At 69.6% G+C, this 26,060-nt stretch carries 27 protein-coding genes and 1 tRNA gene; 14 read left to right on the top strand and 14 right to left on the bottom strand.

The features are described from left to right. Positions 1–66 precede the first annotated feature (66 nt). Complete coding sequence (locus FGD68_RS01835) at positions 67–951, bottom strand: manganese catalase family protein (protein WP_119372663.1); 885 nt, start codon at positions 949–951, stop codon at positions 67–69. Positions 952–1,282: 331 nt separating this feature from the next. Between FGD68_RS01835 and FGD68_RS01830 the strand changes: the two genes are divergently transcribed. From FGD68_RS01830 to FGD68_RS01820, 3 genes are all read left to right on the top strand, one after another. Beyond that, positions 1,283–1,606, top strand: a complete 324-nt coding sequence (locus FGD68_RS01830; protein ID WP_012039605.1) for a DUF7882 family protein — start codon at positions 1,283–1,285, stop codon at positions 1,604–1,606. A 148-nt stretch (positions 1,607–1,754) separates the two neighbouring features. Continuing rightward, the gene (locus tag FGD68_RS01825; RefSeq protein ID WP_119372664.1) at positions 1,755–2,081 is read left to right on the top strand and encodes a hypothetical protein; all 327 of its coding nucleotides are present in this window, start codon (positions 1,755–1,757) and stop codon (positions 2,079–2,081) included. 386 nt (positions 2,082–2,467) lie between these two features. Then, positions 2,468–3,643: a zinc-dependent alcohol dehydrogenase gene (locus FGD68_RS01820; protein WP_119372665.1), complete on the top strand. Its 1,176-nt coding sequence runs from the start codon at positions 2,468–2,470 to the stop codon at positions 3,641–3,643. Between the two features lie 86 nt (positions 3,644–3,729). On the opposite strand, the gene FGD68_RS01815 is transcribed toward FGD68_RS01820, so the two are convergent. Beyond that, positions 3,730–4,281: an NAD(P)H-dependent oxidoreductase gene (locus FGD68_RS01815; protein WP_104235171.1), complete on the bottom strand. Its 552-nt coding sequence runs from the start codon at positions 4,279–4,281 to the stop codon at positions 3,730–3,732. A gap of 131 nt (positions 4,282–4,412) precedes the next feature. Continuing rightward, positions 4,413–5,441, bottom strand: coding sequence for a Gfo/Idh/MocA family protein (locus tag FGD68_RS01810; protein WP_119372666.1), 1,029 nt, complete (start codon positions 5,439–5,441; stop codon positions 4,413–4,415). A gap of 127 nt (positions 5,442–5,568) precedes the next feature. Between FGD68_RS01810 and FGD68_RS01805 the strand changes: the two genes are divergently transcribed. Then, positions 5,569–6,597, top strand: a complete 1,029-nt coding sequence (locus FGD68_RS01805) for a LacI family DNA-binding transcriptional regulator (RefSeq protein ID WP_119372667.1) — start codon at positions 5,569–5,571, stop codon at positions 6,595–6,597. Between the two features lie 41 nt (positions 6,598–6,638). Here FGD68_RS01805 and FGD68_RS01800 read toward each other — a convergent pair whose 3' ends face one another. Continuing rightward, positions 6,639–7,385 carry an SDR family oxidoreductase gene (locus tag FGD68_RS01800; RefSeq protein WP_119372668.1) on the bottom strand — a complete coding sequence of 249 codons (747 nt, stop codon included), beginning with the start codon at positions 7,383–7,385 and terminating at the stop codon, positions 6,639–6,641. A gap of 209 nt (positions 7,386–7,594) precedes the next feature. Here FGD68_RS01800 and FGD68_RS01795 point away from each other — a divergent pair, with 209 nt between their 5' ends. Both FGD68_RS01795 and FGD68_RS01790 read left to right on the top strand, forming a co-directional pair. Next, positions 7,595–8,701, top strand: coding sequence for a hypothetical protein (locus tag FGD68_RS01795; protein ID WP_119372669.1), 1,107 nt, complete (start codon positions 7,595–7,597; stop codon positions 8,699–8,701). A 33-nt stretch (positions 8,702–8,734) separates the two neighbouring features. Next, the gene (locus FGD68_RS01790) at positions 8,735–9,565 is read left to right on the top strand and encodes a DNA-formamidopyrimidine glycosylase family protein (RefSeq protein ID WP_119372670.1); all 831 of its coding nucleotides are present in this window, start codon (positions 8,735–8,737) and stop codon (positions 9,563–9,565) included. A 75-nt stretch (positions 9,566–9,640) separates the two neighbouring features. Here FGD68_RS01790 and FGD68_RS01785 read toward each other — a convergent pair whose 3' ends face one another. Together FGD68_RS01785 and FGD68_RS01780 are read right to left on the bottom strand one after the other, a co-directional pair. Beyond that, positions 9,641–9,952, bottom strand: coding sequence for a DUF6355 family natural product biosynthesis protein (locus FGD68_RS01785; RefSeq protein WP_146079863.1), 312 nt, complete (start codon positions 9,950–9,952; stop codon positions 9,641–9,643). Positions 9,953–10,050: 98 nt separating this feature from the next. Then, positions 10,051–10,344 carry a hypothetical protein gene (locus FGD68_RS01780; protein WP_147361622.1) on the bottom strand — a complete coding sequence of 98 codons (294 nt, stop codon included), beginning with the start codon at positions 10,342–10,344 and terminating at the stop codon, positions 10,051–10,053. A gap of 169 nt (positions 10,345–10,513) precedes the next feature. On the opposite strand from FGD68_RS01780, the gene FGD68_RS01775 reads away from it, so the two are divergent. Further along, positions 10,514–10,750: a hypothetical protein gene (locus FGD68_RS01775; RefSeq protein ID WP_119372672.1), complete on the top strand. Its 237-nt coding sequence runs from the start codon at positions 10,514–10,516 to the stop codon at positions 10,748–10,750. Positions 10,751–11,026: 276 nt separating this feature from the next. Here the strand turns inward: FGD68_RS01775 and FGD68_RS01770 are convergent, their stop codons facing one another. Further along, entirely contained in the window at positions 11,027–11,293 is a 267-nt protein-coding gene (locus FGD68_RS01770; RefSeq protein ID WP_119372697.1) for a hypothetical protein, read from the bottom strand. 242 nt (positions 11,294–11,535) lie between these two features. Between FGD68_RS01770 and FGD68_RS01765 the strand changes: the two genes are divergently transcribed. Next, the gene (locus tag FGD68_RS01765; protein WP_119372698.1) at positions 11,536–12,279 is read left to right on the top strand and encodes a hypothetical protein; all 744 of its coding nucleotides are present in this window, start codon (positions 11,536–11,538) and stop codon (positions 12,277–12,279) included. Between the two features lie 21 nt (positions 12,280–12,300). Here the strand turns inward: FGD68_RS01765 and FGD68_RS01760 are convergent, their stop codons facing one another. Then, on the bottom strand, positions 12,301–13,701 hold the full coding sequence (locus FGD68_RS01760; protein WP_119372699.1) for a GntP family permease: 1,401 nt from the start codon (positions 13,699–13,701) through the stop codon (positions 12,301–12,303). A gap of 60 nt (positions 13,702–13,761) precedes the next feature. Next, positions 13,762–14,280 carry a gluconokinase gene (locus tag FGD68_RS01755; protein WP_119372700.1) on the bottom strand — a complete coding sequence of 173 codons (519 nt, stop codon included), beginning with the start codon at positions 14,278–14,280 and terminating at the stop codon, positions 13,762–13,764. A 152-nt stretch (positions 14,281–14,432) separates the two neighbouring features. Between FGD68_RS01755 and FGD68_RS01750 the strand changes: the two genes are divergently transcribed. The 3 genes from FGD68_RS01750 to FGD68_RS01740 all read left to right on the top strand — a co-directional run bounded on the left by FGD68_RS01750 (position 14,433) and on the right by FGD68_RS01740 (position 18,787). Continuing rightward, a complete protein-coding gene (locus tag FGD68_RS01750) occupies positions 14,433–15,161 on the top strand; it encodes a FadR/GntR family transcriptional regulator (RefSeq protein WP_182480896.1) in 729 nt (242 codons plus the stop codon). A 425-nt stretch (positions 15,162–15,586) separates the two neighbouring features. Continuing rightward, complete coding sequence (locus FGD68_RS01745; RefSeq protein ID WP_119372701.1) at positions 15,587–17,875, top strand: AAA family ATPase; 2,289 nt, start codon at positions 15,587–15,589, stop codon at positions 17,873–17,875. 183 nt (positions 17,876–18,058) lie between these two features. Then, entirely contained in the window at positions 18,059–18,787 is a 729-nt protein-coding gene (locus tag FGD68_RS01740) for a restriction endonuclease (RefSeq protein ID WP_119372702.1), read from the top strand. 195 nt (positions 18,788–18,982) lie between these two features. On the opposite strand, the gene FGD68_RS01735 is transcribed toward FGD68_RS01740, so the two are convergent. Then, a tRNA-Gly gene (locus FGD68_RS01735) sits at positions 18,983–19,056 on the bottom strand. Positions 19,057–19,137: 81 nt separating this feature from the next. Here FGD68_RS01735 and dcd point away from each other — a divergent pair. Further along, entirely contained in the window at positions 19,138–19,743 is a 606-nt protein-coding gene (gene dcd / locus FGD68_RS01730) for a dCTP deaminase (RefSeq protein WP_043583745.1), read from the top strand. Positions 19,744–19,758: 15 nt separating this feature from the next. Here dcd and FGD68_RS15610 read toward each other — a convergent pair whose 3' ends face one another. Together FGD68_RS15610 and FGD68_RS01715 are read right to left on the bottom strand one after the other, a co-directional pair. Next, complete coding sequence (locus FGD68_RS15610) at positions 19,759–20,535, bottom strand: SRPBCC domain-containing protein (RefSeq protein WP_119372704.1); 777 nt, start codon at positions 20,533–20,535, stop codon at positions 19,759–19,761. 48 nt (positions 20,536–20,583) lie between these two features. Continuing rightward, a complete protein-coding gene (locus FGD68_RS01715) occupies positions 20,584–21,078 on the bottom strand; it encodes an Lrp/AsnC family transcriptional regulator (protein WP_119372705.1) in 495 nt (164 codons plus the stop codon). Positions 21,079–21,242: 164 nt separating this feature from the next. Between FGD68_RS01715 and ald the strand changes: the two genes are divergently transcribed. Together ald and FGD68_RS01705 are read left to right on the top strand one after the other, a co-directional pair. Continuing rightward, entirely contained in the window at positions 21,243–22,361 is a 1,119-nt protein-coding gene (gene ald / locus FGD68_RS01710; protein WP_119372706.1) for an alanine dehydrogenase, read from the top strand. 73 nt (positions 22,362–22,434) lie between these two features. Continuing rightward, positions 22,435–23,130: a hypothetical protein gene (locus FGD68_RS01705; RefSeq protein ID WP_119372707.1), complete on the top strand. Its 696-nt coding sequence runs from the start codon at positions 22,435–22,437 to the stop codon at positions 23,128–23,130. A 294-nt stretch (positions 23,131–23,424) separates the two neighbouring features. Here the strand turns inward: FGD68_RS01705 and FGD68_RS01700 are convergent, their stop codons facing one another. Continuing rightward, positions 23,425–23,928: a DIP1984 family protein gene (locus FGD68_RS01700; RefSeq protein WP_237609705.1), complete on the bottom strand. Its 504-nt coding sequence runs from the start codon at positions 23,926–23,928 to the stop codon at positions 23,425–23,427. Then, positions 23,925–26,000, bottom strand: coding sequence for an MMPL family transporter (locus FGD68_RS01695; protein ID WP_051629206.1), 2,076 nt, complete (start codon positions 25,998–26,000; stop codon positions 23,925–23,927). Before FGD68_RS01695 ends, FGD68_RS01700 begins: the two co-directional genes overlap by 4 nt. Positions 26,001–26,060 lie beyond the last annotated feature (60 nt).

Raw genomic sequence — 26,060 nt, 5'->3', positions numbered from 1 at the left:
GGGTCTGCCTGCACGGCCGGGCGGCCGGCCCCGAGCAGGGCCGGCCGCCCGGCCGCGCGTCGCGGATCACTCGGGCGTGACGGCGTCCTTCACGGCGCTCGCGGCCTTCTTCAGCAGGCCCCCGTCCTTCGGCGGGATCGTGCCGTGGAGGAGCGGGTTGCCGAGGGGCGGCGCGGGCATCGGCACCGAGGAGGTCGGACCGTCGTGGTACGTGAACGTGCCCTTGCCGTCGGGTGCGGGTCCGGAGGCCCACGTCCCCTCGGCTGCCGCCGGGCCGTCCGAGAAGTTGAGGTACTGGTACGAGACGTCCCGGTCCTCGAGCTCGATGGGGAAGTCGCTCGGCACGGGGAGGTCCTCCGTGCCCTCTGCCTGGAGCTCGGCGATCGCCGCGACCCACTGGTTCTGGTGCATCGTGTCCCGCGCGAGCAGGAAGGAGAGGAGGTCCTTCACGCCCGCGTCGTCGGTCATGTGGTACAGCCGGGCGACCTGGAGGCGGCCCTGCATCTCCGCGTTGGCGTTGGCGTGGAAGTCGGCGAGGAGGTTGCCGCTCGCGGTGATGAAGGATCCCTGCCACGGGTTGCCGTTGCTGTCGACGGGGCGCGCGCCGGCACCCGCGACGATGGCGTGCTGGACGTCCCCGCCGCCGATGACGGCCGCGAGGGTGGGGTCCTTCATCGCGTCCTCGGTCGCCTCGACCGGCGCCGTCTCGAGCAGCTTGGCGATCATGATGGCCAGCATCTCGACGTGGCCGAACTCCTCCGCGCCGATGCCGTAGAGCATGTCGCGGTACTTGCCGGGGAGCTTCGAGTTCCAGGCCTGGAAGCCGTACTGCATGGCCACGGAGATCTCGCCGTACTGGCCGCCGAGCACCTCCTGGAGGTGGCGGGCGTAGATGGGGTCGGGCTTGTCGGGGGTGGCGCTGTGCTGCAGCTCCTGCTTGTGGAAGAACATGGAGGGGTCTCTCCTCGTCGTCGGCGCCGCGGTCCGGAGCGACCGCGGCTTCCCATCGACCGTCCGCCGCACGGGCGGCGAGCGCCTACCCCCGTGACAGGCGCCGGGCGCGTTCTCTCGGGCGCGTCGGGGGCGGCGGGATCCGCCCCTCGCGTCGGCTCCTCCCGGGGGGCCGCCCATTACCACATGCCGATCCGCCTGCCGGACGAGGCGATGCGACCCGGCAACGCTGGCATAGTGGGTGGGCACGGCCGAAGCTCAGCGCCGCTCTCTGGCCCCCATCTCCTCGGCGCGGGGCGCGAGAGCTCATGAGGGGAACACGGGATCGATCATGGGGACGTTCAAGTACGACTCGACGCTGACGGCGGAGTTCGATGACCGCCTTCTCGCTCACCTGCAGCTCGTCATCGGCGCGAAGCTGCGCCGCGGGGAGAACTTCTACTTCTCCTGGCGCGACGACGTGGAGGTGGGCGACGGACGCACCACCATCTGGATGCACAACTCCCTGCCGCTGGTGTTCAAGTACCACGGCAGTCGCGTGCCGCCCATCAACCGCAAGTGGGTGGACGCCCTCATGACCACGGCGAACAGCCCCGGCGGCCTGCTCATCATGCGTGAGCCCCCGGAGGACGAGCCGCGCGACGACGCGCGCTGACCCCGCGCGACGGCATCGGTCCCGGCACCCTCGGCTAGCCGGGCTCCCGTCCTCGTGTCAACCCCCTGGCTCCCATTCGGGCGGATCCGCGACGGCTGGCATCGTGGGATCGGGTCACGCGGGCGCGTCACCCGATGAGAGGGACGCGATGCAGGACACCGGCACCGACGACATGGGTGATCTGGTCCAGTCCTCCGCGAGCGAGTCCCTCCCTCCGCGCCCGCAGGGTCCCCGCCGCAGCCCCACCGAGCAGGCCCGCTTCCTGGCCGGCTACTACGGCTGGTCCATCACCGGAGACGCGATCCGAGGTGACGACGACGCCATCGCCCTCTACATCGAGGACCTCGCGGTCGCGCTCGCCGAGCTCGGCTGGATCTCCGCGACGGGCATCCACTGGGACCGCCTCCCGTACGCCGAGCGCGATGCCGCCCGGGCGCTCCGCGAGGTGCAGCGCGCGCACGGCTGGGACGTCTGAGCCCCGTCGTTCCCGCGCGTCCGCCGCGAGTCACGACGGGGGCTGGGCATTTCCTCGCATGGGGAGCACACTGTGGGCACGGGGCCGTCGCGGGCTCGGGCGCTTGAGGGTTGTCGAGAGTCCTCCTATGCAGTCCGGACCGTCATCACCGGCCCTCCAGATCCGCCCCGGTCCGGTCGTGTCGTGGACGACCGACTCCCCGGGGCGGATCGTCTGAGCGGCCCTGGCCCCCGTGCGCTCGGCGCGCTCCGCGCTCCTCCCGCCGCGCCCGGGCGTCCCGGTTCCCTGGACGACTTCCGACCTTCGCTTGGCGGACAGCCCGCGAGGGCGTTGTGTGGATGAGCGCGCGTCCCACGAGGATCCGCGCCCGAGAACGAAGGAGCACCATGAAGGCACTCACCTGGCAGGGCACCCACGACGTCGAGGTCAAGGAGGTCGCCGACCCCGTGATCGAGCAGGACACCGACGCGGTGATCCGCATCACGTCGACCGCGATCTGCGGATCCGACCTCCACCTCTACGAGGTCTTCGGCCCGTTCCTGGAGAAGGACGACGTGCTCGGGCACGAGAACATGGGCGTCGTCGAGCAGGTCGGCAGCGCCGTCACGAAGCTCAAGGTCGGCGACCGCGTCGTCGTCCCCTTCGTCATCGCGTGCCACGACTGCTTCATGTGCGACAAGGGCCTCTTCACGCAGTGCGAGACCACGCAGGTGCGGGCGCAGGGCAGCGGCGCCGCGCTGTACGGCTTCAGCGAGATGTACGGATCCGTCCCCGGCGGCCAGGCCGAGCGCCTCCGCATGCCGCTCGCCGACGTCAACGCGATCGTCGTGAACTCCGAGCTCCCCGACGAGCGCTACCTCTTCCTCAGCGACATCCTCCCCACCGCCTGGCAGGGCGTGCAGTACGCGAACGTGCCCGAGGGCGGCACGCTCGGCGTCATGGGCCTCGGCCCCGTCGGCCAGTTCGCGGCCCGCATCGGCAGGCACCTCGGCTACCGCGTCATCGCGGTGGATCCCGTCGCCGAGCGCCGTGCCATGGCCGAGCGCCACGGCGTCGAGACCCTCGACCTCACCGACGACGTCGCCGACAAGCTGCGCGAGATGGTGGACGGCCGCGGGCCGGACGCCATGGTCGAGGCCGTCGGCATGGAGGCGCACGGCAGCCCCGTCGCCTCGTTCGCCGAGAAGGCCGCGGGCCTGCTGCCCGACGGCATAGCGAAGAAGGTCATGGACGTCGCGAGCGTCGACCGCCTCGCGGCCCTGCACACGGCGTTCGATGCGGTCCGCCGCGGCGGCACCGTCTCCATCTCCGGCGTCTACGGCGGCGAGGCCGACCCGCTGCCCATGAAGTCGCTCTTCGACAAGCAGATCGCGATCCGCATGGGCCAGTGCAACGTCCAGTACTGGATCCAGGACCTGCTGCCCCTCGTCGAGGACCCGTCCGACCCGCTCGGCGTCATGGACCTCGTCACGCACTCCGTGCCGCTCAGCGAGGCCGCGCACATGTACGAGATCTTCCAGAAGAAGGAGGACGGCTGCATCAAGGTGGTGCTGAAGCCGTAGCCTCCGGGCCGGCACGACGACGGCCGCGTCCCCATGGGGGCGCGGCCGTCGTCGTGCCAGGCGTGCTGCCCGGTCGGTGGGTCGGCTCAGGCGGCGGTCGCCGAGGTGCGCACGGCGTCGAGCACCTCGCGGAGCTGCGCCACGACCTCGGCGTCGTCCGCCGGGTGGCGCTCGGCGAAGCGGACCACCGACTCGGGGACGGCCATCTTGACGTCGTCGAGCACGTGGGCGCCGGCGATGCCGAGCGACTTGCGGGCCTCGTCCTGCGCCCACACGCCGCCGTACTGGCCGAAGGCGCTGCCGATCACGGCGGTCGGCTTCCCCGCCAGGGCGGAGGCGCCGAAGGGGCGAGACGCCCAGTCGATGGCGTTCTTCAGCACCGCGGGCATCGTGCCGTTGTACTCGGGGGTGACCACGAGGAGCGCGTCGGCCGCGGCGATCGCGTCGCGGAAGGCCACGGCGGCGTCGGGCACGGATCCCTCGACGTCGATGTCCTCGTTGTAGAAGGGCAGCCGGTCGAGGCCGGCGTGGATGTCGAGGGTCACGCCGTCGGGGGCGTGGCGCACCGCCGCCTCGGCGATCTGCTGGTTGGTGGAGCCTGAGCGCAGGCTCCCGACGAGCACGAGGACGTGCGTCATGGTGTTCTCCTTCGGGGTCGTTCCGGATCGGATCGTCTCCGTCGACGTGCCGCAGGGCGAGGCGCGTGCCTCGCCATCGACCCTAACGACCGGCGGATGACGGCTCCCCGGACGTGCGCATCGGGCGCCTGTCAGCGGGCGCCGATGTCCGCGAGGATCCCGTCCATCAGCTCCGCGAGGGCGATCGACTCCGCGTGCGGCATCTGGGCGCACTCGACGGCGCCCGCCCGGATCGTGTCCCTCGCCGCCCGGAACATGGGCACGTAGCCGCGGCCCTCGATCGCGTGCTCCTGCCGTTCCGGATCCCCGTCGGCGGGCACGATCGTGAGCGCGCGGGAGGCGAGGAACAGCGGATCCACCTCGATGCGGCCGGCCGTGCCGCTGACGGTCGCGCCGGTGGGGAGCGCCGCGACGAGCGAGCAGGCGAGGGTGGCGTGGCGGCCGTCGGGCCAGCCGAGCAGGATCGCGACCTCGGTGTCGACGCCGCCCTCGATCACCGTGCCGACCGCGGAGACGGACGACGGGGCGCCGAACAGGCCGTGCGCGAAGGCGAGCGGGTAGACGCCCATGTCGAGCAGCGTGCCGCCGCCGACCTCCGGGTCCCAGAGGCGGCCCTTCCCGTCGGTGACGAAGCCGAACGCGACGGAGATGGCGCGCGGATCCCCGACGCGGCCGTCCGCGATCGCCTGGCGGACGGCGAGGTAGCCGGGGGAGAACGCCATCCAGAGCGCCTCGAGGAAGAGCAGCCCCTCGGCCCGGGCGAGGTCGACGAGGGCGCGGGTGTCCTCGGCCGTGGTGGTGGCGGGCTTCTCGCAGACGACGTGCTTGCCGGCGCGGAGGGCGGCCTCGGCCTGCGACCGGTGGAGGGTGTGCGGGGTGGCGACGTAGACGGCGTCCACCTCGGGGTCGGCGAGGAGCGCGTCGAGGGTGTCGTGGATCCGCGCGATGCCGTGCTCCTCGGCCAGCGCCTCGGAGCTCGCGCGGGTGCGGGAGTGCACGGCCACGACCTCGATGCCGGGGACGCGCAGCAGGTCGGGGACGACCGACGTCGCGATGCCGGCGGCGCCGATCACGCCGAAGCGGATGGGGCGGGTGTCGTCCTGCGCGTCGCCGTCGCCTGCGGTGGTGGACTCGGGCGAGGGCGGCATCGTCGTCGACATGCCGCGAGCCTATGCCGCGACCCCGCCGTCGCGGCCGGCGCGGGGATCGCGACCGGTCGGGGCGGCGCGAGTGCCCGGCCGTACACTCGACCTGATCCACGCCGCGCCTGATCCGACGAGCACCGACATGAGGGGGACCGTGGCCGCCAACGCCGAGCAGGGCTCACCCACCCTCGAGATGGTCGGGAGGCTCGCGGGCGTGAGCCGGGCGACGGTCTCGCGGGTGGTGAACGGATCCGACCGGGTCGCGCCCGGAGCCGTCGCCGCGGTCAACGCGGCCATCGCGGAGCTCCAGTACGTGCCCAACCGCGCGGCCCGCTCGCTCGCCGGACGCCGAACGAACGCGCTCGCGCTCGTGATGCCGGAGCAGACGGCGCGGGTGTTCGCGGATCCGTTCTTCTCTGCGCTGATCCAGGGCGCGATGACGCACCTGGCGGCCACCGAGTACACGCTCACGCTCCTCATCTCCTCGCCCGCGCAGGCCGAGAAGACCCGGCGGTTCCTGCTCGGCGGCAACGTCGACGGGGTGCTGGTGGTCTCGCACCACTCGGGCGACGCCACGTTCAGCGGCCTGCGGCACCGGCTGCCGGTGGTGTTCGCCGGCCGGCCTCTGCGGGACGACGACCGCGATGCGCCCACGGTCGACGTCGACAACGTCGGCGCCGCCAGGCTCGCGACCGAGCACCTCATCGCGCGGGGGCGGACGCGCATCGCGTCGGTGGCGGGCCGCCAGGACATGCCGGCGGGGATCGACCGGCTGCGCGGATTCCGCGAGGCGATGACCGGGGCGGGGCTGGATCCCACGCTCGTCGCGTACGGCGACTTCTCGCCCGCGTCCGGCGCCGACGCGATAAGCACGCTCCTCGCGCGCGGCGAGCCCATCGACGGGGTGTTCGCCGCGAGCGACCAGATGGCCGCGGGCGTCTACGCGGAGCTGCGCGAGCACGGGTTGCGCGTGCCCGAGGACGTGGCGGTGGTGGGCTTCGACGACGACTACTTCGCGAGGTCCGCCGTGCCGGCGCTCACGACGGTGCGCCAGCCCAACCAGAAGCTGGGGCAGAAGATGGCCGAGGTGCTGGTGCGGCTGGTGGACGGGGAGACGGTGGAACCGCTGACCCTCATGCCGACGACGCTGGTGGTGCGGCAGAGCAGCTGAAGCGCGGCGTGCCGCGTGCCGCGTGCCGCCGGTGCCGGCCGCTACCGCCCGCTGAGGAGGGCGAGCATCTCGTCGTGGCGGCAGTCGCGCTCGGCGAAGCGGAGGCCGTGCACGTCCTGCACGAGGATCTCGTCGTCCTCCGGGCGCGCCTGGAGGATCCCCATCACCTCGTCGAGGAAGTCCTCGAGCGGCATGGCGTCGGCCGCCTCGGCCTGGCCGGGCATGAGCGCGGTCTGCACCTTGGGCGGCACCAGCTCGATCACCTCGACGGACGTGCCCTCGAGCTGCGCGCGGAGGCTCTGCGTGTACGAGTGCACGGCGGCCTTGGTGGCGGAGTAGGTGGGCGTCGCGGGGAGCGGGACGAACGCGAGGCCCGACGACACGGTCATCAGGGTGGCCTCGTCGCTCGCGAGGAGACCGGGCAGGAACGCGTCGATCGTGCGGATGGTGCCGAGGAGGTTCGTGGTGACGACGGCCTCGGCGGTGGCCTGGTGCGCGGGATCCCGGAGGTCCTCGGCCTGCATGATGCCGGCCGTGGTGATGACGACATCGAGGTCGGGGTGGCTGGCGGCGAGCTCGTCGCGCGCGGCCGTGATGGATGCGGGGTCGGCGACGTCGAGCACGACCGAGGCCATGCCGTCGTGCTGCGCGGTGATCTCGTCGAGCAGCTCCCGGCGGCGGCCCGCGATGACGACGCGGTTGCCCGCGGCGTGGAACCGCTCGGCGAGCCCGCGGCCGATGCCCGAGGTGCTGCCGGTGATGAGGACGGTGCGGCCGGTGATCTTCATGGGTGGGCTCCTTCGCCGCGGTGGCGCGCGGCAGTCGGGACGGGCTTCGGGTTCGTGGGTCGAGTGTGGCCCGTCGCTCGTGCGGTGGCGGCGGGCGCGCGGGGATGCGCGGAGGATCCAGCGGGAGTTCACGTGGGGAGGGGCGGCGGGGCGCGAACGGGGGCCAGCGGGCAGACGTCCGGGTGGCGTCCGGCCGATACGTTCGGAGGATGAGCGGACGTGGCACGGACCAGGCACCATCCGGCGCGAACGCATCAAGGCCGGGGAACGCGCTGCTCGTCACCGTGCTCGCCCTCCTCGGGGCGGGCACCTTCGTGCTGCTCTTCGCGGGGATGTTCACCCGGTTCGTCGACGTGCCGGACGAGCCGCCGATCTCCCTCCTAGTGACGCAGATGACGACCGGCGTCATCGCGCTGAGCTTCGCGATGTCCATCGGGCTCGTCGTCGTGCAGAGCCCGTCGGCCCGGATCGCGGGAGCCACCGGTCGTCGTCCTGTGCGACTCATCGTCATCGCGGGCATCACGGCCCTCGTCACGGTGGTGCACGTCGCCTCCGCGGTCGCGGCGGGCGTCGCGCCCATCGTCGTGGCGGGTGCCCTGCTCGGCATCCTCGGCGTGGCGACGGCCAGCTGGATCCTCGGTGCCCGAGCAGGCGCGACCCTGGACGAGCGCGAGCGGGCACGCGCGGAGTCGGGCCTCCCGGACTCACCGGACCTAGGCTGGACGCCCGAGGTGATCCGCCGCAAGATCCGCGTCGTCGTCGTCACCTTCGTCGTGGCGCTCGCGGTCAGCAGCGTCCTCGCGGTCGTGCTGGCGCTGACCGATGACGACGGACCCACCGAGACGTGGACCTTCGTCGTCCAGCTCTCCTTCACGGCCGCCGCGATCGCCTGCATCGCCGTCGCCTTCCCCGCGCAGCTCGCGGTGAGTCCGATCGTCCGCGGGCTCGACATGGCGGATCGCAAGGCCATCAACCGCCGCGTCACCGGCAAGGCCGACACGCTCTCGCCGGACCTCGAGTGGCGTGCCGCCCGGGTCGCCGCGGTGATGCGCGTCTCGCAGCCCTTCCTCCTGGCGCAGACCGCGCTGATCTTCGTCGGGATCTTCGTCCCGACCATCGCGCGGGGTGGGCTCGACACGTTCCTGCTCGTGCTGCTCGTGGTCATGGCGGTCTTCCTCGTGGCGATGCTGCCGCTCATCATCCGGCAGCAGCGCTTCGTGAAGCGCTTCGCCGAGCAGACCCGAGGGCTCGCCAGGGCGGGAGGGCCGGTGGAGGACCAGGAGGACGCGGCGACGCCCTCGCCATCCGACGCCTGACCCCCTGTCGGCGGCCCCCGCTACCGTCGACCCGTGCCCGAGGGTGACTCCGTCTACGTCCTCGCGGCACGCCTCCGCGCTCAGGTCGGCGGGGCGCTGATCGCCGACGGGGAGCTGCGGTCCGGCGCGCGGGCGGGCGCGCGGCTCGGCGGCAGGCGCATCACCGGGTTCGACACGCACGGCAAGCACCTGCTCATGCGGCTCGACGACGCGACCACCCTCCACACGCACCTGCGCATGCAGGGCTCGTGGACGGTCACCGGCGCGGGCAAGCGCGTGCCGCAGCGGATCCAGCACCAGGTGCGCGTGCGCCTCCGCCTCGACGACGGGCGCACGCTCTGGGGCATCGACCTGCCGGTGGTCGAGCTGATCCCCACCCGCGACGAGCGCGCGGCCATCGGCCACCTCGGCCCGGACCCGCTGCGTGACGACTGGGATCCGGCGCTCGCCGTGACCCGCCTCGCGGCCCGCCCCGACGAGACGATCCGTGCCGCCCTCCTCGACCAGCGCCCCATGTCGGGCCTCGGCAACCTCTGGGTCAACGAGGTCGGCTTCCTGCGCGGCGTGCACCCGGCGACGCGCGTCCGCGACGTGGACCTTCCCCCGCTCGTCGACCTCGCCGCCCGCTCCCTCCGCCACTCGGCGACGGTGCCGGCCGCGTACCAGATCACGACGGGCGATCCCCGCCGCGGGCGCACGCACTGGGTGGTCGGCCGCGCGAACCGGCCGTGCCTGCGCTGCGGGACGTCGGTGATCGGCGTCGACGATCCGGGCAGCACGAGTGAGCGCGGGCGGCGGGCGTGGTGGTGCCCCACGTGCCAGCCGGCAGGCCCGGATGCGCCGTCCGCGCGGCCACGAGAATAGGGCTCCAGCAGGATCGACATCCCACCGCGGCCCTATTTCCTCAATACCGGGAAATGACGTCCGGTGATTCTCCGATCAGCAGTACTTCTTCGTCCACGACGCGCCCACGAGAGCCCCGAGCGCGGGATTCGCGTAGAGCGTCGTCGCGCCGGGCGAGACGCACATCGTGCGATTCGCGTAGTAGTACCGGACGGTGATCTTGACCGGCGTGGACTTGCAGTTGTTGTACGTGGCCTTCTCATATCGGCCGTCCTCGCCGCCACCGAGGTTGCCGGTGGTGATCGGGTAGAACCCGCACGGTGTCGCCGCCTGGGCGGGAGCTGCGGCGACAAGCGATCCGCCGACCAGCATGCAGGCCAGCAGGGTCGAGGCCGCGAGCTTCCTCATCGTGCCCACGGGTGTCAGCAGGTCCCGGTCTTGACGGCCCCGGACACCTTGCTGCCGTTCTGGGTGAAGCCGAGCCTCGTGTCCCCGGGCTTCACGCATTAGGACTTCTTCCCGGATGCGGTGCTCACCGAGATGCGCTGCTTGCCCGTGCTGCAGTTGCCGTAGTGCCCCACCTGGCGTGTGCCGCCGAACGGATCCACCGTGCCGACGATCGGCAGGTCGACGGACCAGAGCGACTTGTAGTCCTCGTTCTCGACGCTGTACCCGCACACGTATGCGCTCGCCGGAGCGGCGGTCGCGGTGTGCAGGACGGCCAGTCCCGTGAGCGCGAGCGCGGCAGCCGCGGCGCCCGTGAAGAACCGCATGCCGCGGCTCGTCGAATTGTCCTTCATGATTCCCCCAAATGGTGATGAATGCCGGAGCCCGTATTCGCCCCGCGCATTCCTATCCTGTTCGGACCGGCGTCAGCATTCCACGGTCGGCGGCGTGGAGTCAAGGCGCGGAAATGGGCGCTATCATTGCTCCGACCGTCGATGAACAGGGGATGATCCGATGATCGGAATGACCACGACCAAGCGCTCGTCGACGGCGGCGGTGGCGAGCATCGTGCTCCTCCTCGTGGTGCTGGGCCTGCGTCGGCAGGAGATGCTCACCGATTCCGTCGCCGTCATGCTCGCTCTCGCCCTCGGGATCGCGTTCGCCGTGGCCACGACGCTCACGGGCGTGCGCGTCGCGCGTGCGGCGCGGGAGCGGACGGCCGCGGAGACCACCTCGGCGGACGACCACCGCCTCCTCTGACGCAGGACCGTGAGGACGCGGGCTGAAGCGTCGCGCCCCCGCCCCCGCCCCCGCCCGCGCCCGCGGGACCGGAGCCGTGACCTCCGACGACGTCGCCCGCTGGCTCCGCGCCCAGCCCTCGCTGACCGGATCCGCCCCGACGCTCGACCTCGACGGACTGCCCGACGCGCGCACGCTGATCCTCGAGGACGTCTCCCGCGCGGATGGGCATTCGCCAGCACGCACTCCTCCGCGAAGGGCGCGCAGCTCGCGGCGGACCGCACGCGTCGTGCAACGTCAGCGGCGTTCGCGGCTCAGCGCTGACACCGCATCGCCGATGGAGCTGCCGGGGTGGCTCTCGCGGTAGGCGCGCACCTCCTGCGGATCGATGTCGTCCGCGGGTCGCCCCGGCACCCGCCCGAGCACGGCCCGGCCGGAGAGGAATGCGACCGCCAGCGCGGCCACGATGAGGAGCATCCCGAGGATGCGATCGATCGTGAGGAAGGTCACAACTGCGAGCACGGCCATCAGGAGCGGCGCGAGGGCCCGGATCCAGCGGCTCATGGGGCGCACCGCCCTACAGGACGGCTGAGCAGGAGGGCCGAGACCTGATCCCCCAATTTCATGTTCCTGTCTCCTCTCGATCGGACTCGGACGTGCGCGCTGACTCGGACGTGCGCGCTGATCGGCCCTCACGACGGTAGCGACCGGGCGGCTCTCTTTCCAGGGGCTCCGACGTGACGCCCGGAGCCGACCGCGCCGTTGCGGTGACCCGGAGGCGACGAGCGCCGTGACACGATGCGGGGATGGATGCCGACCCCGCTGCCGACGCGCAGGCGCGGCGTCACGAGCTCAGCGAGCTACGCCGCCGCGTCTACGGGCCGCTCCCCGACCTGGAGCATGATCCCGAGGCGCACGCCCGCCTGGCCGAGCTCGCCGGTGCGGGCACGCGCCCGGCCCACGACGCGGCTGCCCCGTTGAGCGCTGCCATCGCTTCCCCTCCGGAACCCGAGCGACGGCCCGAGCCCGCATCCGAGCCGTCGTCGGCTACGGTCCCCGAGCGGGCGACCGCGCGGCTCCGGCGGCGTGCCTGGACGATCCTCGCCAGCACCTCGCGGAGGAGAGGTGTCACGGCGGCGGTCGCGCTGGTCCTCGTCATCGCCGGCACGGCCGCGACGACGACCTGGATCACCCGCGTTCCCCATGAGACGGTCGCCGTCCTCCCGCTCGACGCAGGCAGCGGGGCCTCCGTCGCCGACAACGGCACGGTGCTGACCGCGGAGTACCTCGGGCTCGACCTGGCGAGGCTACCTGGCGATGAGTCGGAGCTCCAGCTCACCGACGACTGCCTTTCCGTGATCCCCACGGATCAAGATGCGTCCAGCGGTGTGGGCGTGTACTCGTGCGGGGCCGGACCGGCAAAGGCCTCCGTCCCGATGAACGTCACGGCCGATTCGCCCGAGATCCTCCGCGAGGCGTTCCCCGTGGGCACGACCCTCCTGTTCGTGCTCGAGGACGATGCCGTCCGCGTCAGCCGGCTCGGCAGCTGACGCGGATCCCGCGCTGGCCGGTCACACCAGCGACGCCACCCCGAACACCGCCGTCGCGATCGCGAAGCCCATCACGCCGATGGTGGTCTCCATCACGGTCCACGTCTTGAGGGTCGTCTTCACGTCCATCTCGAAGAAGCGGCCGACGAGCCAGAAGCCGGAGTCGTTCACGTGGCTAGCGACCACGGATCCACCGGCCACCGCGACGACGAGCGCCGCGACTTGGAAGGCGTTGTAGTCGCCCGCGAGGATCGCCGGGGAGACGAGGCCCGCGGCTGTGGTGAGCGCGACGGTCGCGGAACCTTGCGCGATGCGGAGGATCGCGGCGATGAGGAACCCGGCCAGGATGATCGGGATGCCGAGGTCGCCCAGCACGTCGGCGAGGGCGTCGCCGATGCCGCTGGTGCGGAGGACGCCGCCGAACATGCCGCCGGCGCCGGTGATGAGGATCACCGAGCAGACCGGGCCGAGCGCCGACTCGAGCGTCTTCTCGAGCGCGGTCTTGTCGATCCCCCGGCGACGGCCGAGCACGAACGCCGCGAACAGCAGCGCGATGAGGAGCGCGACGGGCGTCTCGCCGATGGTGCGGAGCACCTGGTACCAGGCCTGGTCGCTCGTGCCCTCGGGCAGGATCCCGTCGGTCGAGGCCGCGTTGAGGCCGGTGTTCATGAAGATGAGGAGGAGCGGGAGCAGCAGCACGGCGACGACGGTGCCGAACCTCGGCGGGTTCGACTCGGCGTGCGCGTCGGCCTCGCCCATGAGCGACGGGATCGGCAGCACGAACTTCTTGCCGACCCAGAGCCCGTAGAGGTAGGCGGTGACGTACCAGGTGGGGATCGCGGCGACGAGGCCGACGATGATCACGATGCCGACGTTCGCGCCGAAGAACTCGCTGGCCGCGACGGGACCGGGGTGCGGCGGCACGAAGATGTGCATGACCGAGAAGGCGCCGGCCGCGGGGAGGCCGTAGCGGAGCACGCCGCCACCGAGGCGACGGGCCACCGAGAACACGATGGGCAGCATCACGACGAGCCCGGCGTCGAAGAAGATCGGGAAGCCGAAGATCAGCGACGCGACCCCGAGCGCGAACGGGGCGCGCTTCTCGCCGAAGATCCGGATCAGGGTGTCGGCCAACGTCTTCGCGCCGCCGCTGGTCTCGACCAGGCGCCCGAGCATCGCGCCGAGTCCCACGAGCAGAGCGACGGTGCCGAGCGTGGAGCCGAAGCTGCCGACGAGCACGGTCACGATCTGCGAGGTCGGGATCCCGGTGGCGAACGCCGTGAGGAGGCTCACGAGGATCAGCGCCACGAACGCGTGGACGCGGAACGTGATGATCAGGAGCAGCAGCACGGCGATGGCGCCGGCCGCGATCAGGAGGAGCGGACCCGCGGTGAGGGTCTGCGTCCAGTCTTCGATGGTCATGTTCTCTCCGTTGATGAACCGTGCAGTTGCGGTGTCGGGGGTATGCGGGCGGCGGGCGCGTCAGCTCGCGACGAGACCGAGCTCGTCGACGATGCGGCTCGTGACCTCGCCGGGCGTGCCGGTGTTCTCGAGCGTCAGGCCGCGCTCGCCGGCGTCGAGCGGTTCGAGCGTGCTGATCTGCGACGGCAGCAGCGAGGCCGGCATGAAGTGGCCGCTGCGGGTCTTCATGCGCTCGCGGATCAGCTCGGGGTCGCCGGAGAGGTGCACGAAGCGCACGTCGCCGTCGGCGCCGTCGAGCAGGTCGCGGTAGGAGCGCTTGAGGGCGGAGCAGGTGACGACGGTGCTGCGGCCGGCGCGGGCCTCGCCGCCCATCCAGTCGCGCATGGCCTCGAGCCACGGCCAGCGGTCGTCGTCGGTGAGGGGCGTGCCGGCGGACATCTTCGCGATGTTCGCCTCGGGGTGGAACTCGTCCGCCTCCGCGAAGGTCCAGCCGAGCCGCTCGGCGAGGGCGGTGGCGATCGTGGTCTTGCCGGATCCGGAGATCCCCATCACCACGACGTGGCGGGGCTGTGCGGCCATGCTGACTCCTTCGTCGACGCGGGCGGTGCCGTGTCGTCGGCCGCCGTCCGGCCAAAGGTAACACCATTGGGGAGCGCCGTGGCTCTCACCCGGAGACGGCGACCTAAGCTCATCGAGGCGGCCGACCGGCCGACGCGCATCCGGAGAGGTCCATGACGACGCGGTCAGTCCCACCCTCGGCACCCGCCGCCGCGGTCCCCGCCGCCACGGTGCTGGCGACGCGGATCATCGAGGAGCTCGGTCGCGACATCGTCGACGGCCGTCTCGCCGAAGGAACCCGCCTCACCATCGAGGACCTCCAGCAGCGCTTCGGCGTCTCCCGCACGGTGGTGCGCGACTGCGTGCGCGTGCTCGAGGCGATGGCGCTGATCGTGCCCAAGCGCCGCGTGGGCCTCGTGGTGCAGGGCCCGGATCGATGGAACGTCTACGACCCGCGCATCATCCGGTGGCGCCTCACCGGCCCCGGCCGCTCGGACCAGTTCCGCTCCCTCACCCAGCTGCGCCGCGCGGTCGAGCCGGTCGCGGCGTCACTCGCCGCGCGCAATGCCACTGCTGCCCAGCGCACGCGCATCGCCGAACTCGCGGTGGATCTCCGCCGCCTCGGCGAGGCCGGCGCCCTCGTCGACTTCCTCGCGGTGGACATCGAGTTCCACCACCTGATCCTCGAGGCCAGCGGCAACGACATGTTCTGCGCCCTCCGCGAGGTGATCACGGAGGTCCTCAGCGGTCGCACGCACCAGGGCCTGATGCCGCGGACGCCGCGTCCGCATGCGCTGGACACCCACGAGCAGGTGGCTTTCGCGATCCGGGATGGGGATGCGGCGACGGCGGAGGCGGGGATGGCGTCGTTGCTGGCGGAGGTGAGCAGCGCGATCCGCTAGGCGGCCATCGGTCAACTTCCGCTACTAGCGACGGCGTGTCCCGAATGGGCTTGCTTCGTCCTCCCATGACTAGTCCCCACCTCACCGTCCCAGCATGCGGAGCAGCCTGAGTATTCTGCAAATCCAACTCGGGTTACTGCGGCAATACTATTGCGCTTGTCGAGGTCACCGGGAAGAACGTATATTCTTCGACACTTCCGTCACGCCCGGTGCAGCCTGGGATAAAATTGCGCTTACTACTTTGGAACCGCCGAAAGGAGCACCGCGTGATGTTGATTGGGCTTGCGCTGATATGCCCCCTTTTGTCTTGAATCCGTTTGATGCGATCAGGATTTAGGCGCCCCGAAGTAGGGGTGGCCGTACTGCGCTACAACGCGTAACGTACGCCTAACAAGCCGTCACTCTAATAAGCTAGAGGTGCAAACATGCTAAAGCGCATTGTAAAGATTCAAGGTATCGGACTACTTCATGATGCACGAGGCGGCAGCACGAAGCTGGAGAAGCGCACATTAATTTATGCCGGAAACGGTCGGGGAAAGTCGACCCTTGCGAGTATATTGCGATCGCTAGCCAAAGGCGGTGGGCGTGATATCGAAGAGCGAGTGACTGTCGACGCGACGAATAGCCCCATGGTGGCTCTTCAATTCGACAGCGGCCATCCCGTGACGTATGAGCACGGAGCTTGGACCGAGAAGCGCCCCGAAGTGCTGGTGTACGATTCGGAGTTCGTCTCATCGAATGTGCACTCAGGTGCTGAAGTTACTGCGGACCACCGGAAGAACTTACTCGATTTTGCTCTAGGTGACTCTGCTGTGCAAGCACGCTCGGCCGAGGAAGCATCAACCACAGCCCAGCAAGCGGCGTCGAGCCGCATTAAAGCCCTGACGTCTCAGCTACAGGTGCATGCAGCAGGAACCAAGGTTGTCGTGTTCCGGCGCCTGCGTCCTGTGGAGGATTTGGAGGCTCAGAAAGCGCTAACAACAGAGCGTCTTCGCGCAGCCGGCCGAGTAGAGCTTCTTCAGCAGCAAAAGGTGCTTTCACCCGTAGGGTTGCCCAGTGTCGACATGACTACATTCTTCGACCTGCTCGATCGGTCATTGGAAGATATACACGCGGATGCGGAAGTAGCAGTACAAGCCCACGTTGCAGTGGTTGGCGATGCCTCACTTTCCCGTTGGCTAAGTGATGGACAACAGTACGACAATGCATCTCTATGCCCATACTGTGGCCAATCGACAGAGGGCGTCGACCTCATTAAGATGTATAAAAGCCACTTCAATGAGGACTTTCGTAAGTTGCGCCAGGACGTTGACGCGGCTATCGCGCTAGTAGCTCGCCTCGGGCGGGGTGCGGAGTATGAAACCCTAAGAAGCGTCCGGGATGGCAACAGTGCCCTCATAGAGCAGTGGAAGCCTTATGTGCAGCTCTCGTCACCCGGGGACGATCGTGACGAGCTGGCAGTCGCTTCCTTGGAATCTGCTGCGGAGATATTATCGCGTCTCTTTGCTCGCAAGGAGGTTGCACTAACAGATGTTATGGGTGCCGCCGATGATCTTATCGAAGTCGAAAGGCTATGGGGGCAGTACCTTCAGCTCTTCACCGAATTTAATGAACTCGTCGAGGCCGCCAATGCGGATATCCTCCTCTTTAAAGAGAGGCTGAAGAGCGAAGATCTCACCTTGATTCAAGCGGAGCTGGACAAGCTTGAGCTGATCGAAAAGCGCTTTTCGCCAGCAGTTAAGGAGCTGATAGCGGATTTGGAACTCGCGGAAGCAGATCTAAAAAACGCTGAACAGTCGAAAAAAGCAGCGCGGGCTGCGCTCACTGATCTAATGACACGCACTCTTACCGCATATAGGGCGAATATTAATAGTCATTTGGCAAATTTGGGTGCATTTTTTGCAATTGACGAAATCCGCACCAACTACATGGGTAGTGCGCCGCGAACGGACTACGGCATAACATTGCGTGGAGCGTCTATCAAACTAGCCGGCGGGTTACCGTCCTTCGCTACGGCTCTTAGCGAGGGAGACAAGCGGACCATGGCATTCGCTTTCTTCGTCGCCTCGACGCTCGCCGACCCGGATCTCGCGACGAAAGTAGTGGTTGTTGATGATCCTGTAAGCAGCCTCGACAGGTCGCGGCGCAGTTACACTATTGAGGTCCTAGTAGAGCTTGCAGCGAAGAGTAATCAGCTGATTGTCTTGGCGCACGATGCGTTATTCCTTCGTGACCTCAAATCGGCCCTGGCGCGGTCTCGCGCCGACGAGGGCATGTCTACATTCGAGATCGCGCGTGCCGAGGATGACTACTCGAATTTCGGGCCGTTCGACGTTGATAGGGAATGCGAATCGCCGTACTACACAAATTACCGGACTGTCGATGAATATGTTTTAGGTGCGTCCTCTGATCACCGAGCAGTCGCCACGTCCTTAAGGCTTGTGCTAGAAGGATATTTACATCGGCGTTATCCTGGCAAGATCTCCGCGGATCTTATGCTTGGGCAAGCAATCGATCAAATTTCAAGTGCGCAGCCGCCCAGTGCACTGGTATACGCGCAACCTTTGCTAGATGAGCTTAGGGTACTTAATCGATATGCCGGCAAGTTTCACCACGATACTAATGCTAATTATGCCACGGCCGTGTCCGATCCGGCGGAAGTACTTGCTTACGCACGGCGGGTGCTCAATCTGGTGCACGGAGCTGGGTCGTAGACCAGTTGCTGTTCTCACACCAAGCACTCGGCTGGACCCGCGCGCTGCCCATTGCTCGTACGCGTAGTTACGTTGTCGAACTGGCGCAAATGTTAAGAGGTGTATGGTTATATGGGAGGCTGTTCATTGACATGATGGCAGGGTTTCGTCTTGACATTTCACGAAGGGCGGCCTGATAAGCGCATGAACTCAGAGAATATTACGACTGACGATGACTCGTCTGTTGACCTGGGCCTAAAAACCTCATCTCGCTGGAAACTGTACGAACGAGAAGTCGAGGCTCGCTTACGAGAATTAGACAATCGTGCTCACATTGAGTGGGACGCTAGGCGGATGGGTAAAATATCCGGGGCGATGCGTCAGATCGATGTTATTGCGGAAAATCCCATTGTGGGAGAGATAATCGGCGTTGTCGTTGAGTGTAAGGCCTACGCACGGCCTGTGGATGTTGGCAAGGTAGACGAATTTGTTGGCAAGTTGCAGGATCTCGGTGCGGGAGTAGGTCTCCTCTATGCCCTAAACGGTGTGACGCCCGCCGCTCGAAGGCGCGCGGAGCTTAACTCGCTTCCTAGAATTGTTTTGCGCGACCTTGGGTCCACGGCAGAGGCGCCTCAGGGGGGCAAGGTGGTGATCGAGGACGGCTGGGCCGAGTTGGCTGCTGAGGCACTTGGTTACTCTTTGTGTGGCGCCGAGCACTGCTTTGGAGAAGTCTTCCTCGGGCCGTGGCGTGACGGTGAACTTCAGGCAGGGTTATGCGATTCGTGTGGCAGCCTTAATGTGCAATGCACGGATCCACGTTGTGGGGACGTCAATGTCATGGATGTGGGAGACAATGTTTGTTTCAGTTGTGATGCGACCTATTACGTAGATCACGATAGCGACGGTATGCCGGCTGACGTGTCCAGGATTTAGTGGCGAGCGGCAGCTTCAGCCCCGCGTTCAGCGCGACGTGGGCCGATGAATGACTTTAATCATAGGGGCATTCGGTGTACGTCGCTTCTCGTCACGAAACCGGAATTGACAAAAATACGATGTCAGCCAATGTCGTTCGCTTGAAGCCAGCGATAAAGGCTAATTGGCGGTAGAGAAAAACTCTAATTAATACAATGGAGCGAGTGACGGGAATCGAACCCGCGCTATCAGCTTGGGAAGCTGAAGTTCTACCATTGAACTACACTCGCGCGACCGGCCAGGAGCCGGGTCGAGACCACAGCCTAGCAAGAGTCCGGCCGGGCGCCACCCAGCGCCGGTATGCTCCTGCCGTGCTCCTCTCCGACCGTGACATCACCGCCGAGCTCGACGCCGGACGAGTGGCCCTCGATCCGTACGACCCCGGGATGCTGCAGCCGGCGAGCATCGACGTGCGCATCGACCGCTTCTTCCGGCTGTTCGACAACCACAAGTACCCCTACATCGACCCCGCCGAAGACCAGCCGGAGCTCACGCGCCTCATCGAGTCGAAGCCGGGCGAGCCGTTCATCCTGCACCCGGGCGAGTTCGTCCTCGGATCCACGTTCGAGCTGGTCACGCTGCCCGACGACGTCGCCGCCCGCCTCGAGGGCAAGAGCTCGCTCGGCCGCCTCGGCCTCCTCACGCACTCCACCGCCGGCTTCATCGACCCGGGGTTCTCCGGCCATGTCACGCTCGAGCTGTCGAACGTCGCGACGCTGCCCATCAAGCTCTGGCCCGGGATGAAGATCGGCCAGCTCTGCTTCTTCCGCCTGTCGTCGCCCGCCGAGAAGCCCTACGGATCCGGCGAGTACGCCTCCCGCTACCAGGGCCAGCGCGGCCCCACGGCCTCCCGCTCGCACCTCAACTTCGTGCACACCGACGTGACGGTGACGGACGCGGGGCAGTCGGGGGAGTAGGCCTCTCCAGCCGGCTCAGGTCGGGTCGGTGAACGCGACCGGCTTGCCCGCGGCTCGGGCGTAGGCGATCTCGCGACGCGTGGACTCGCCGACGTAGCCCCCCGGGTTCACGACCAGCACCCGATCCGCCAGGTCGATCTTCCTGAGGTGGAGGGCATCGAGCACGGCCTTGTGATCGGCGTCGACCGACCCGTCCGCTTCGGCCGGTGCTACGACGATCACCCCTGCCAGGGCCAGGTCGCGCGTCGCCTCCCGCATCTCGTCTCGGAAGCGCATGGATCCGCAGACGCACACGATCTCCGGCCGGACGGGTCCGGCAGAGCCTCCGGTCAGCCCCCGCTGCAGCGTCGCGTGCAGCGACCAGAACTGCGACGCGGGCAGCGGTACTCCATCAGCTACGGCCTCCAGGTAGGTGAGGTGCGTGATCCAGCCGATGCGGTAGGACTCCGCCAGTTCCGCAAGCCCGGAGTGCACGAGCTCGAGCACGGTGCGGTCCTCGGACGCACGCAGCGTGATCGCGACGTGAGACGCCGGTTCGTCGGGGAAGTCCCACGTCATCGTCAGTCGATGCGGCGGGTCGGCCTCGACCACGGCGCTGCGGGATCTGACGCCCTCGCCGTGGTCGACGACGAGCGTCCCCCCGGGACGGACGTCGCACTCCTCGACGGCGCCGAGCCACCGGGCGATCGCCTCGGGCTCCGTGAGCGCCGCCCACACCGCCTCGGGGGAGTGCGCGAACGACCAGGCGATCCACGCGCTGTCCGGATGGGGTGAGACGGCGAAGAGGGGCATGCGCTCAGTCTCTCGGCGCTCCACCAGAGCGTCTAGCGCGCTGGACAGCTAGCTCGCCGGATCCCCCACCGCCGGCCCCGAGTAGTGGTGGTCGAACACCACGCTCGTGCGGGTGGACGCCACGGCCGGGTGCGCCGAGAGGTGCTGGAGGACGAAGTCGCGGAGGTGGTCGCTGTCGCGGACGGCGATGTGGACGATGAAGTCCTCGGATCCGCCGAGGAAGAAGAGCTGCACCACGTCGGCGAGCTCGCGCATCTCGGACGCGAACGCGGCCATCTCGTGGCGGGCGCCCGCGCGGATCGCGATGCTGATGAGCGCCTGCAGGCCCACGCCCACCGCGTCGGCGTCGATGGTGGCGGTGAAGCCGGTGATCACGCCGCGCTCGACGAGGCCGCGCACCCGGGTCACGCACGTCGACGGCGCGATGCCCGCCTGCTCGGCGAGGCGGCTGTTCGGGGTGCGCGCGTCGGCCCGGAGGAGGGCGACGAGCTTGCGGTCGACCGCGTCGAGGGGCTCGGGTGCCCGCAGTTCCTTCGTCGGCATCGCCCGACCACCTCTCCGTGCCGCAGGATCGCGCCGGATGGGGCGACTGCGCCGACGATCCTACGGAGTTCACGCGCTTGAAACGCACGATGGCCACCATGAGTCTCGCCCTCCCGCATCGCTGCCGCCGGCCGCACCTCGCGGGGAGACGAGACGGAGCACGCATGAAGGTCGGGATCCCCACCGAGATCAAGAACAACGAGAACCGGGTCGCCGCCACCCCCGCGGGCGTGCACGAGCTGGTGCGCCGCGGCCACGAGGTGCTCGTGCAGGCGGGCGCGGGGCTCGGATCCAGCATCACCGACGCCGACTACACGGCCGCCGGCGCGACCCTCGTGGCCACGGCCGACGAGGTGTGGGGCGCCGCGGATCTGCTGCTCAAGGTCAAGGAGCCCATCGCCGAGGAGTACCCGCGCATGCGCGCCGGTCAGACCCTCTTCACCTACCTGCACCTCGCGGCGTCCCGGCCCTGCACGGATGCGCTCGTCGCCTCCCGCACGACGGCCATCGCCTACGAGACCGTGCAGCTCCCCAACCGCCAGCTCCCGCTCCTCCAGCCGATGAGCGAGGTCGCCGGCCGGCTCTCCACCCAGGTCGGCGCGTACCACCTGATGCGCGCGGCGGGCGGGCGCGGGATCCTCCTCGGCGGCGTGCCCGGCACCCCGAAGGCGCGCGTCGTCGTGATCGGCGGCGGCGTCGCGGGCGAGCACGCGGCCGCGAACGCGGTCGGCATGGGCGCCGACGTCACGATCATCGACCTCTCCATCCCGCGCCTCCGCGAGCTCGAGATCCGCTTCGGCGGGCAGGTGCAGACGCGCGTGTCCTCCGCCTACGAGATCGCGGCGCAGCTGAAGGACGCCGACCTCGTCATCGGCTCGGTCCTCATCCCCGGCGCGCAGGCCCCCAAGCTCGTGACCGACGAGATGGTCGCGACGATGAAGAAGGGCTCCGTGCTCGTCGACATCGCCATCGACCAGGGCGGCTGCTTCGAGGGATCCCGCCCCACCACGCACGACGACCCCACCTTCGACGTGCACGGCAGCGTCTACTACTGCGTCGCCAACATGCCGGGCGCGGTGCCCGAGACGTCGACGCGCGCGCTGACGAACGCGACGCTGCCGTACGTCATCGCGCTCGCGGAGAAGGGCTGGAAGCGGGCTCTCGCGGAGGATCCGGCCCTCGCCCTCGGCCTCAACGTGCACGACGGGCACGTGACGAACTCGCACGTGGCGGCGGCGCTCGACCTGCCGCTCACGCCGGTCGCGGGAGTGCTCGCCGCCTGACGCCCACCCGGCCGTCGCGGGATCGTGACCCCGCGGCGGTCGGATCCGCCCGCATCCCTGGCAGGGTCGATGCATGACCTTCAGCTACGCGCCCGAACCCGACACCAGCGCACCCCGCGAGCGCAAGACGTTCAACGGCGTCGGCCTCGCCGCGCTCATCGTGGGCGCGCTGTCGCTCATCGGCTCCGTGATCCCGATCCTCAACTACGTGTCGGGCTTCCTCGCGGCCGTCGGCATCGTGCTCGGGATCATCGGCCTGATCCTCAAGGACCGGCCCAAGGGCATGGCGCTCGGGGGCCTCATCGCGAGCGTCGTCGCGCTGATCCTCTCGATCGTGCTCGCCATCGTCTACACGGCAGGCATCGTCACGGCCATCACGGGCGCGGTGCGGGAGTCCGAGGCGCGGTCGTCGGCGGAGGCGGCCGACGAGCCGCGCGTCACGTACCAGGTGGAGGGCTCGGGCGGCACGGTCACCGCGGGCGTCCTCTGGACCACCTCCGTCGGCGGCACCGCGGGATCCGAGCAGGCGTCCGACCAGCCGCTCCCGTTCAGCCGCGAGGTCGTCATCCCGGACACCACCGACTTCGACATGGCGGCGTTCTCCGTGAGCGCGGTCGCGAGCGTCGACCCGGCGGTCTCGGCGGACGGCGACATCACCTGCCGGATCCTCGTGGGCGACCACATCGTCACCGAGCAGCGGGCCGAGGGGGACGGCGCCACGGTCACCTGCACCGCCACCGCGGAGGACCTGCGGGACCTCGCGGACTGATCCGCTGAAAGGCCGCGCAGCCACGCGGCCGCGCCGCTGCGCGGCCACGCATGACGACGGGCCCGGCGCGCATCGCGCCGGGCCCGCTCGCGTAGGGGGGAGATCCCCGAACCCGCCCTCGTCGTCCGACCGGCACGTGGTGGTGAGCTGTTCCCGTGCACCGTTCCCGGTGCGATGTGCGGGGCTGACGTGTGCTCGGCTCTCGCCGGGTGCGCTGCCCTCCGCGCCACAGGGGATCAGGTTGCCCGCTGATCCGCCGGGGTGTGCCCGCTCCGGACGACTACCGACTCGCCCCTACGCCTCTCTCCCGTCGACCTCGTCGACCAGCTCCACCTCCCAGTTCGCGCGCTGGATCCGCGCATCCAGCTCTCGCAGCTCGCGCGCCGTGTCGTCGGCCCGGTCGCGCACCTCGCGGATCGGCAGCGCCGAGATCTGCCGCAGCTCGCTCCGCATCTGCCGCGGCGCGTAGCCGGCGGCGCTCACGCCGCCGCGTCCGGAGGCGGCGTCGGCCGCGGCCGTGAGGATCCCGTGCCGCGTCCGCAGCGCGTCCCGCCGGGCGAGCGCGGCGGTGAGGGGCGTGCCGTCGTCGAGGCGGGCGGCCGTGTTCGTGAGGTTGATCCGCGTGACGAGCGCCGCGAGCCGGTCGACGGTCTCGCCCGCCTCGGCGAGCAGCGCGGCGGCGTCCTCGGCGGGATCCTCGCCCTCCTGGTACCGGGCGCTCGCCTGGATCCTGCTCCGCAGCGACTCGATGCGCCTCTGCATGTCGGACCGTTCCATCAGCGCCTCGGCGAGTCTCATGCGTCCACCGTCTCACGGTGCCGCGCGCCTCGGTGCGACGGCCACCAGAACCGGTCGCCCAGCAGGAAGACCAGCGCCGGCACGAGCAGCGTCCGCACCACGAGCGTGTCGAGGAGCACGCCGATGCAGACGATGACGCCGATCTGCGTGAGCGCCACCACGGGCAGCACGCCGAGCACCGCGAAGACCGCGGCGAGGAGGATGCCCGCGCTGGTGATCACGCCGCCGGTCGACGCGAGCGCCCGCACCATGCCCTCGCGCGTGCCGTGCAGGCGCCGCTCCTCGCGCGCCCGGGTGACGAGGAAGATGTTGTAGTCGACGCCCAGCGCCACCAGGAAGAGGAACGCGAACAGCACCACGTTCGCGTCGAACGCGGGGAAGCCGAGCACCTGCTGGAACAGCACGTTCGCGGCACCGAGGCTCGCGAAGAACGTCGCCAGCACGCTCGCGATCAGGATCACCGGGGCCACCAGCGAACGCAGGAGCAGGCCGAGGATCACGAACACGATGGCCAGGATGATCGGGATGATCAGCCCCTGGTCCCGCTCAGAGGAGGCGGCCGTGTCGGCCGCGGTCGCGTCGCTGCCGCCGACGAGCGTCGTGGACTCGGCGCCCGGCGCGTCCGCGTAGGCGTCGCGGAGGTCCTGCACGGCCGCGAAGGCCGCGGCGCTCTCGGGCTCGGCGTCCAGCTGCACGTCGATGCGCGTGCGGCCCTCCGCCGACTCGCCCGCCCGGGCGCCCGCGACGCCGGGGACGGACTCGGCCGTGGCGACCGCGTCGTCGGCCACCGCGTCCGGTGCGAGCACGACGGTCTGCGCCGTGAGGCCGGCGGAGAACGAGGCGTCGACGACCTCCTGGGCCGCGACCGACTCGGGGTCGCCGAGAAGCTGGTCCGTCTGCGAGAGGCCGACCCGCGCGCCGACGAGGCCGAGCGCGAGCACGCCGACGCCGGCGAGGGCGACGACGGCCACGACCGCCGGGCGACGCCGGACCCCGAGGCCGAGCCGCCGCCACACGCCCGGCTTCCCGCCGTGGTCGGCGTCGGTCCCGGCGCGCGGGATGAACGGCCAGAAGAGGCCGCGCCCGCAGACCACGAGGGCCGCGGGCAGCACGAGCAGGGCGGCGGCGATCGCGATGAGCACGCCGATCGCGCACGCGAACCCGAGCGCGCGGTTGCCGGAGAGCTCGGCGAGCAGCAGCGTGATCAGGCTGAGCGCGACCGTGCCGCCGCTCGCCGCGATGGCGGGTCCCGCGCTCGTGACCGCCGTGAGCATCGCCGCGTGGCGGTCCTCCTGGCGCGTCAGCTCCTCGCGGTAGCGCGCGACGAGCAGCAGCGCGTAGTTCGTGCCGGCGCCGAAGACCAGCACCGAGAGGATCCCCCCGATGGAGGCGTCGATCGTGATGCCGAGCGGATCCGCGAGCGCCGTGACGACCACGCGGGCGAGTCCGTCGGCCGCGCCGACCACGACGAGCGGGACGATCCAGAGCACGGGGCTGCGGTACGTGACGATGAGCAGCACCGCGACCACCAGCACCGTCACGAGCAGGAGCCGGAAGTCGGCGCCCGCGAACGCGTTCGAGATGTCGGCCTGGAAGCCGACCGGGCCGGTGAGCTGCGCGACGAGCCCGTCCGGCAGTCCGTCCGCCGCCGTGGTGCGGAGCGTCTCGGCCGTCCCGGCGACGTCGTCGGCGGCCTCCGACGCGTCGAGCGGCACCGCGACGAGCGCCGCGCGCCCGTCATCGCTGAGCTGCGGGACGACGGCCTGCGGGGCGATCGAGTCGGCGGCCAGGGCGGCGGCGCGCTGCGCGATCGCGGCGGTGTCGGCGTCCGTGAGCGCGGCGCCGTCCCGGCTGAAGACGAGGATCCCCACGGTCGTGTCGGCGCTCGGGAAGCGCTCGAGCAGCTCGCTCACCTGCTTCGCCTGGCTCGAGTCCGGCAGGCCGGAGGGCGGGAAGGCGTCGGCCTCGCCCTTCGGCAGGAAGGCGAACAGGGCGGCGACGGCGGCGGCCGCGATGACGAGCGCCATCCAGGCGGTGCGGCGGGCGCTGACGAAGCGGGCGATGGATCTCACGGGTCCTCCAGGGGTGCGGTGATCGTCAGCCTACTGATGGTCAAGCGGCTTAGCTACCCG

This window comes from Clavibacter californiensis (genome assembly GCF_021952865.1).
Taxonomy (GTDB): Bacteria; Actinomycetota; Actinomycetes; order Actinomycetales; family Microbacteriaceae; genus Clavibacter; species Clavibacter californiensis.
Note: the sequence above shows the minus strand (reverse complement) of the source record. Positions and strands in the feature narration are given on the sequence as shown.

Bases quoted from the DNA above. Each gene is read 5' to 3' on its own strand.
- FGD68_RS01740 (WP_119372702.1), top strand. From the start codon at position 18,059: ATGAACTCAGAGAATATTACGACTGACGATGACTCGTCTGTTGACCTG.
- FGD68_RS15610 (WP_119372704.1), bottom strand. From the start codon at position 20,535: ATGCCCCTCTTCGCCGTCTCACCCCATCCGGACAGCGCGTGGATCGCC.
- FGD68_RS01800 (WP_119372668.1), bottom strand. From the start codon at position 7,385: ATGAAGATCACCGGCCGCACCGTCCTCATCACCGGCAGCACCTCGGGC.
- FGD68_RS01830 (WP_012039605.1), top strand. From the start codon at position 1,283: ATGGGGACGTTCAAGTACGACTCGACGCTGACGGCGGAGTTCGATGAC.
- FGD68_RS01715 (WP_119372705.1), bottom strand. From the start codon at position 21,078: ATGCCGACGAAGGAACTGCGGGCACCCGAGCCCCTCGACGCGGTCGAC.
- FGD68_RS01775 (WP_119372672.1), top strand. From the start codon at position 10,514: ATGACCACGACCAAGCGCTCGTCGACGGCGGCGGTGGCGAGCATCGTG.
- FGD68_RS01815 (WP_104235171.1), bottom strand. From the start codon at position 4,281: ATGACGCACGTCCTCGTGCTCGTCGGGAGCCTGCGCTCAGGCTCCACC.
- FGD68_RS01785 (WP_146079863.1), bottom strand. From the start codon at position 9,952: ATGAGGAAGCTCGCGGCCTCGACCCTGCTGGCCTGCATGCTGGTCGGC.
- FGD68_RS01765 (WP_119372698.1), top strand. From the start codon at position 11,536: ATGGATGCCGACCCCGCTGCCGACGCGCAGGCGCGGCGTCACGAGCTC.
- FGD68_RS01810 (WP_119372666.1), bottom strand. From the start codon at position 5,441: ATGTCGACGACGATGCCGCCCTCGCCCGAGTCCACCACCGCAGGCGAC.
- FGD68_RS01770 (WP_119372697.1), bottom strand. From the start codon at position 11,293: ATGAGCCGCTGGATCCGGGCCCTCGCGCCGCTCCTGATGGCCGTGCTC.
- FGD68_RS01750 (WP_182480896.1), top strand. From the start codon at position 14,433: ATGACGACGCGGTCAGTCCCACCCTCGGCACCCGCCGCCGCGGTCCCC.
- FGD68_RS01745 (WP_119372701.1), top strand. From the start codon at position 15,587: ATGCTAAAGCGCATTGTAAAGATTCAAGGTATCGGACTACTTCATGAT.
- FGD68_RS01760 (WP_119372699.1), bottom strand. From the start codon at position 13,701: ATGACCATCGAAGACTGGACGCAGACCCTCACCGCGGGTCCGCTCCTC.
- FGD68_RS01780 (WP_147361622.1), bottom strand. From the start codon at position 10,344: ATGAAGGACAATTCGACGAGCCGCGGCATGCGGTTCTTCACGGGCGCC.
- FGD68_RS01825 (WP_119372664.1), top strand. From the start codon at position 1,755: ATGCAGGACACCGGCACCGACGACATGGGTGATCTGGTCCAGTCCTCC.
- FGD68_RS01835 (WP_119372663.1), bottom strand. From the start codon at position 951: ATGTTCTTCCACAAGCAGGAGCTGCAGCACAGCGCCACCCCCGACAAG.
- ald (WP_119372706.1), top strand. From the start codon at position 21,243: ATGAAGGTCGGGATCCCCACCGAGATCAAGAACAACGAGAACCGGGTC.
- FGD68_RS01705 (WP_119372707.1), top strand. From the start codon at position 22,435: ATGACCTTCAGCTACGCGCCCGAACCCGACACCAGCGCACCCCGCGAG.
- FGD68_RS01755 (WP_119372700.1), bottom strand. From the start codon at position 14,280: ATGGCCGCACAGCCCCGCCACGTCGTGGTGATGGGGATCTCCGGATCC.
- FGD68_RS01820 (WP_119372665.1), top strand. From the start codon at position 2,468: ATGAAGGCACTCACCTGGCAGGGCACCCACGACGTCGAGGTCAAGGAG.
- FGD68_RS01805 (WP_119372667.1), top strand. From the start codon at position 5,569: ATGAGGGGGACCGTGGCCGCCAACGCCGAGCAGGGCTCACCCACCCTC.
- FGD68_RS01700 (WP_237609705.1), bottom strand. From the start codon at position 23,928: ATGAGACTCGCCGAGGCGCTGATGGAACGGTCCGACATGCAGAGGCGC.
- FGD68_RS01795 (WP_119372669.1), top strand. From the start codon at position 7,595: ATGAGCGGACGTGGCACGGACCAGGCACCATCCGGCGCGAACGCATCA.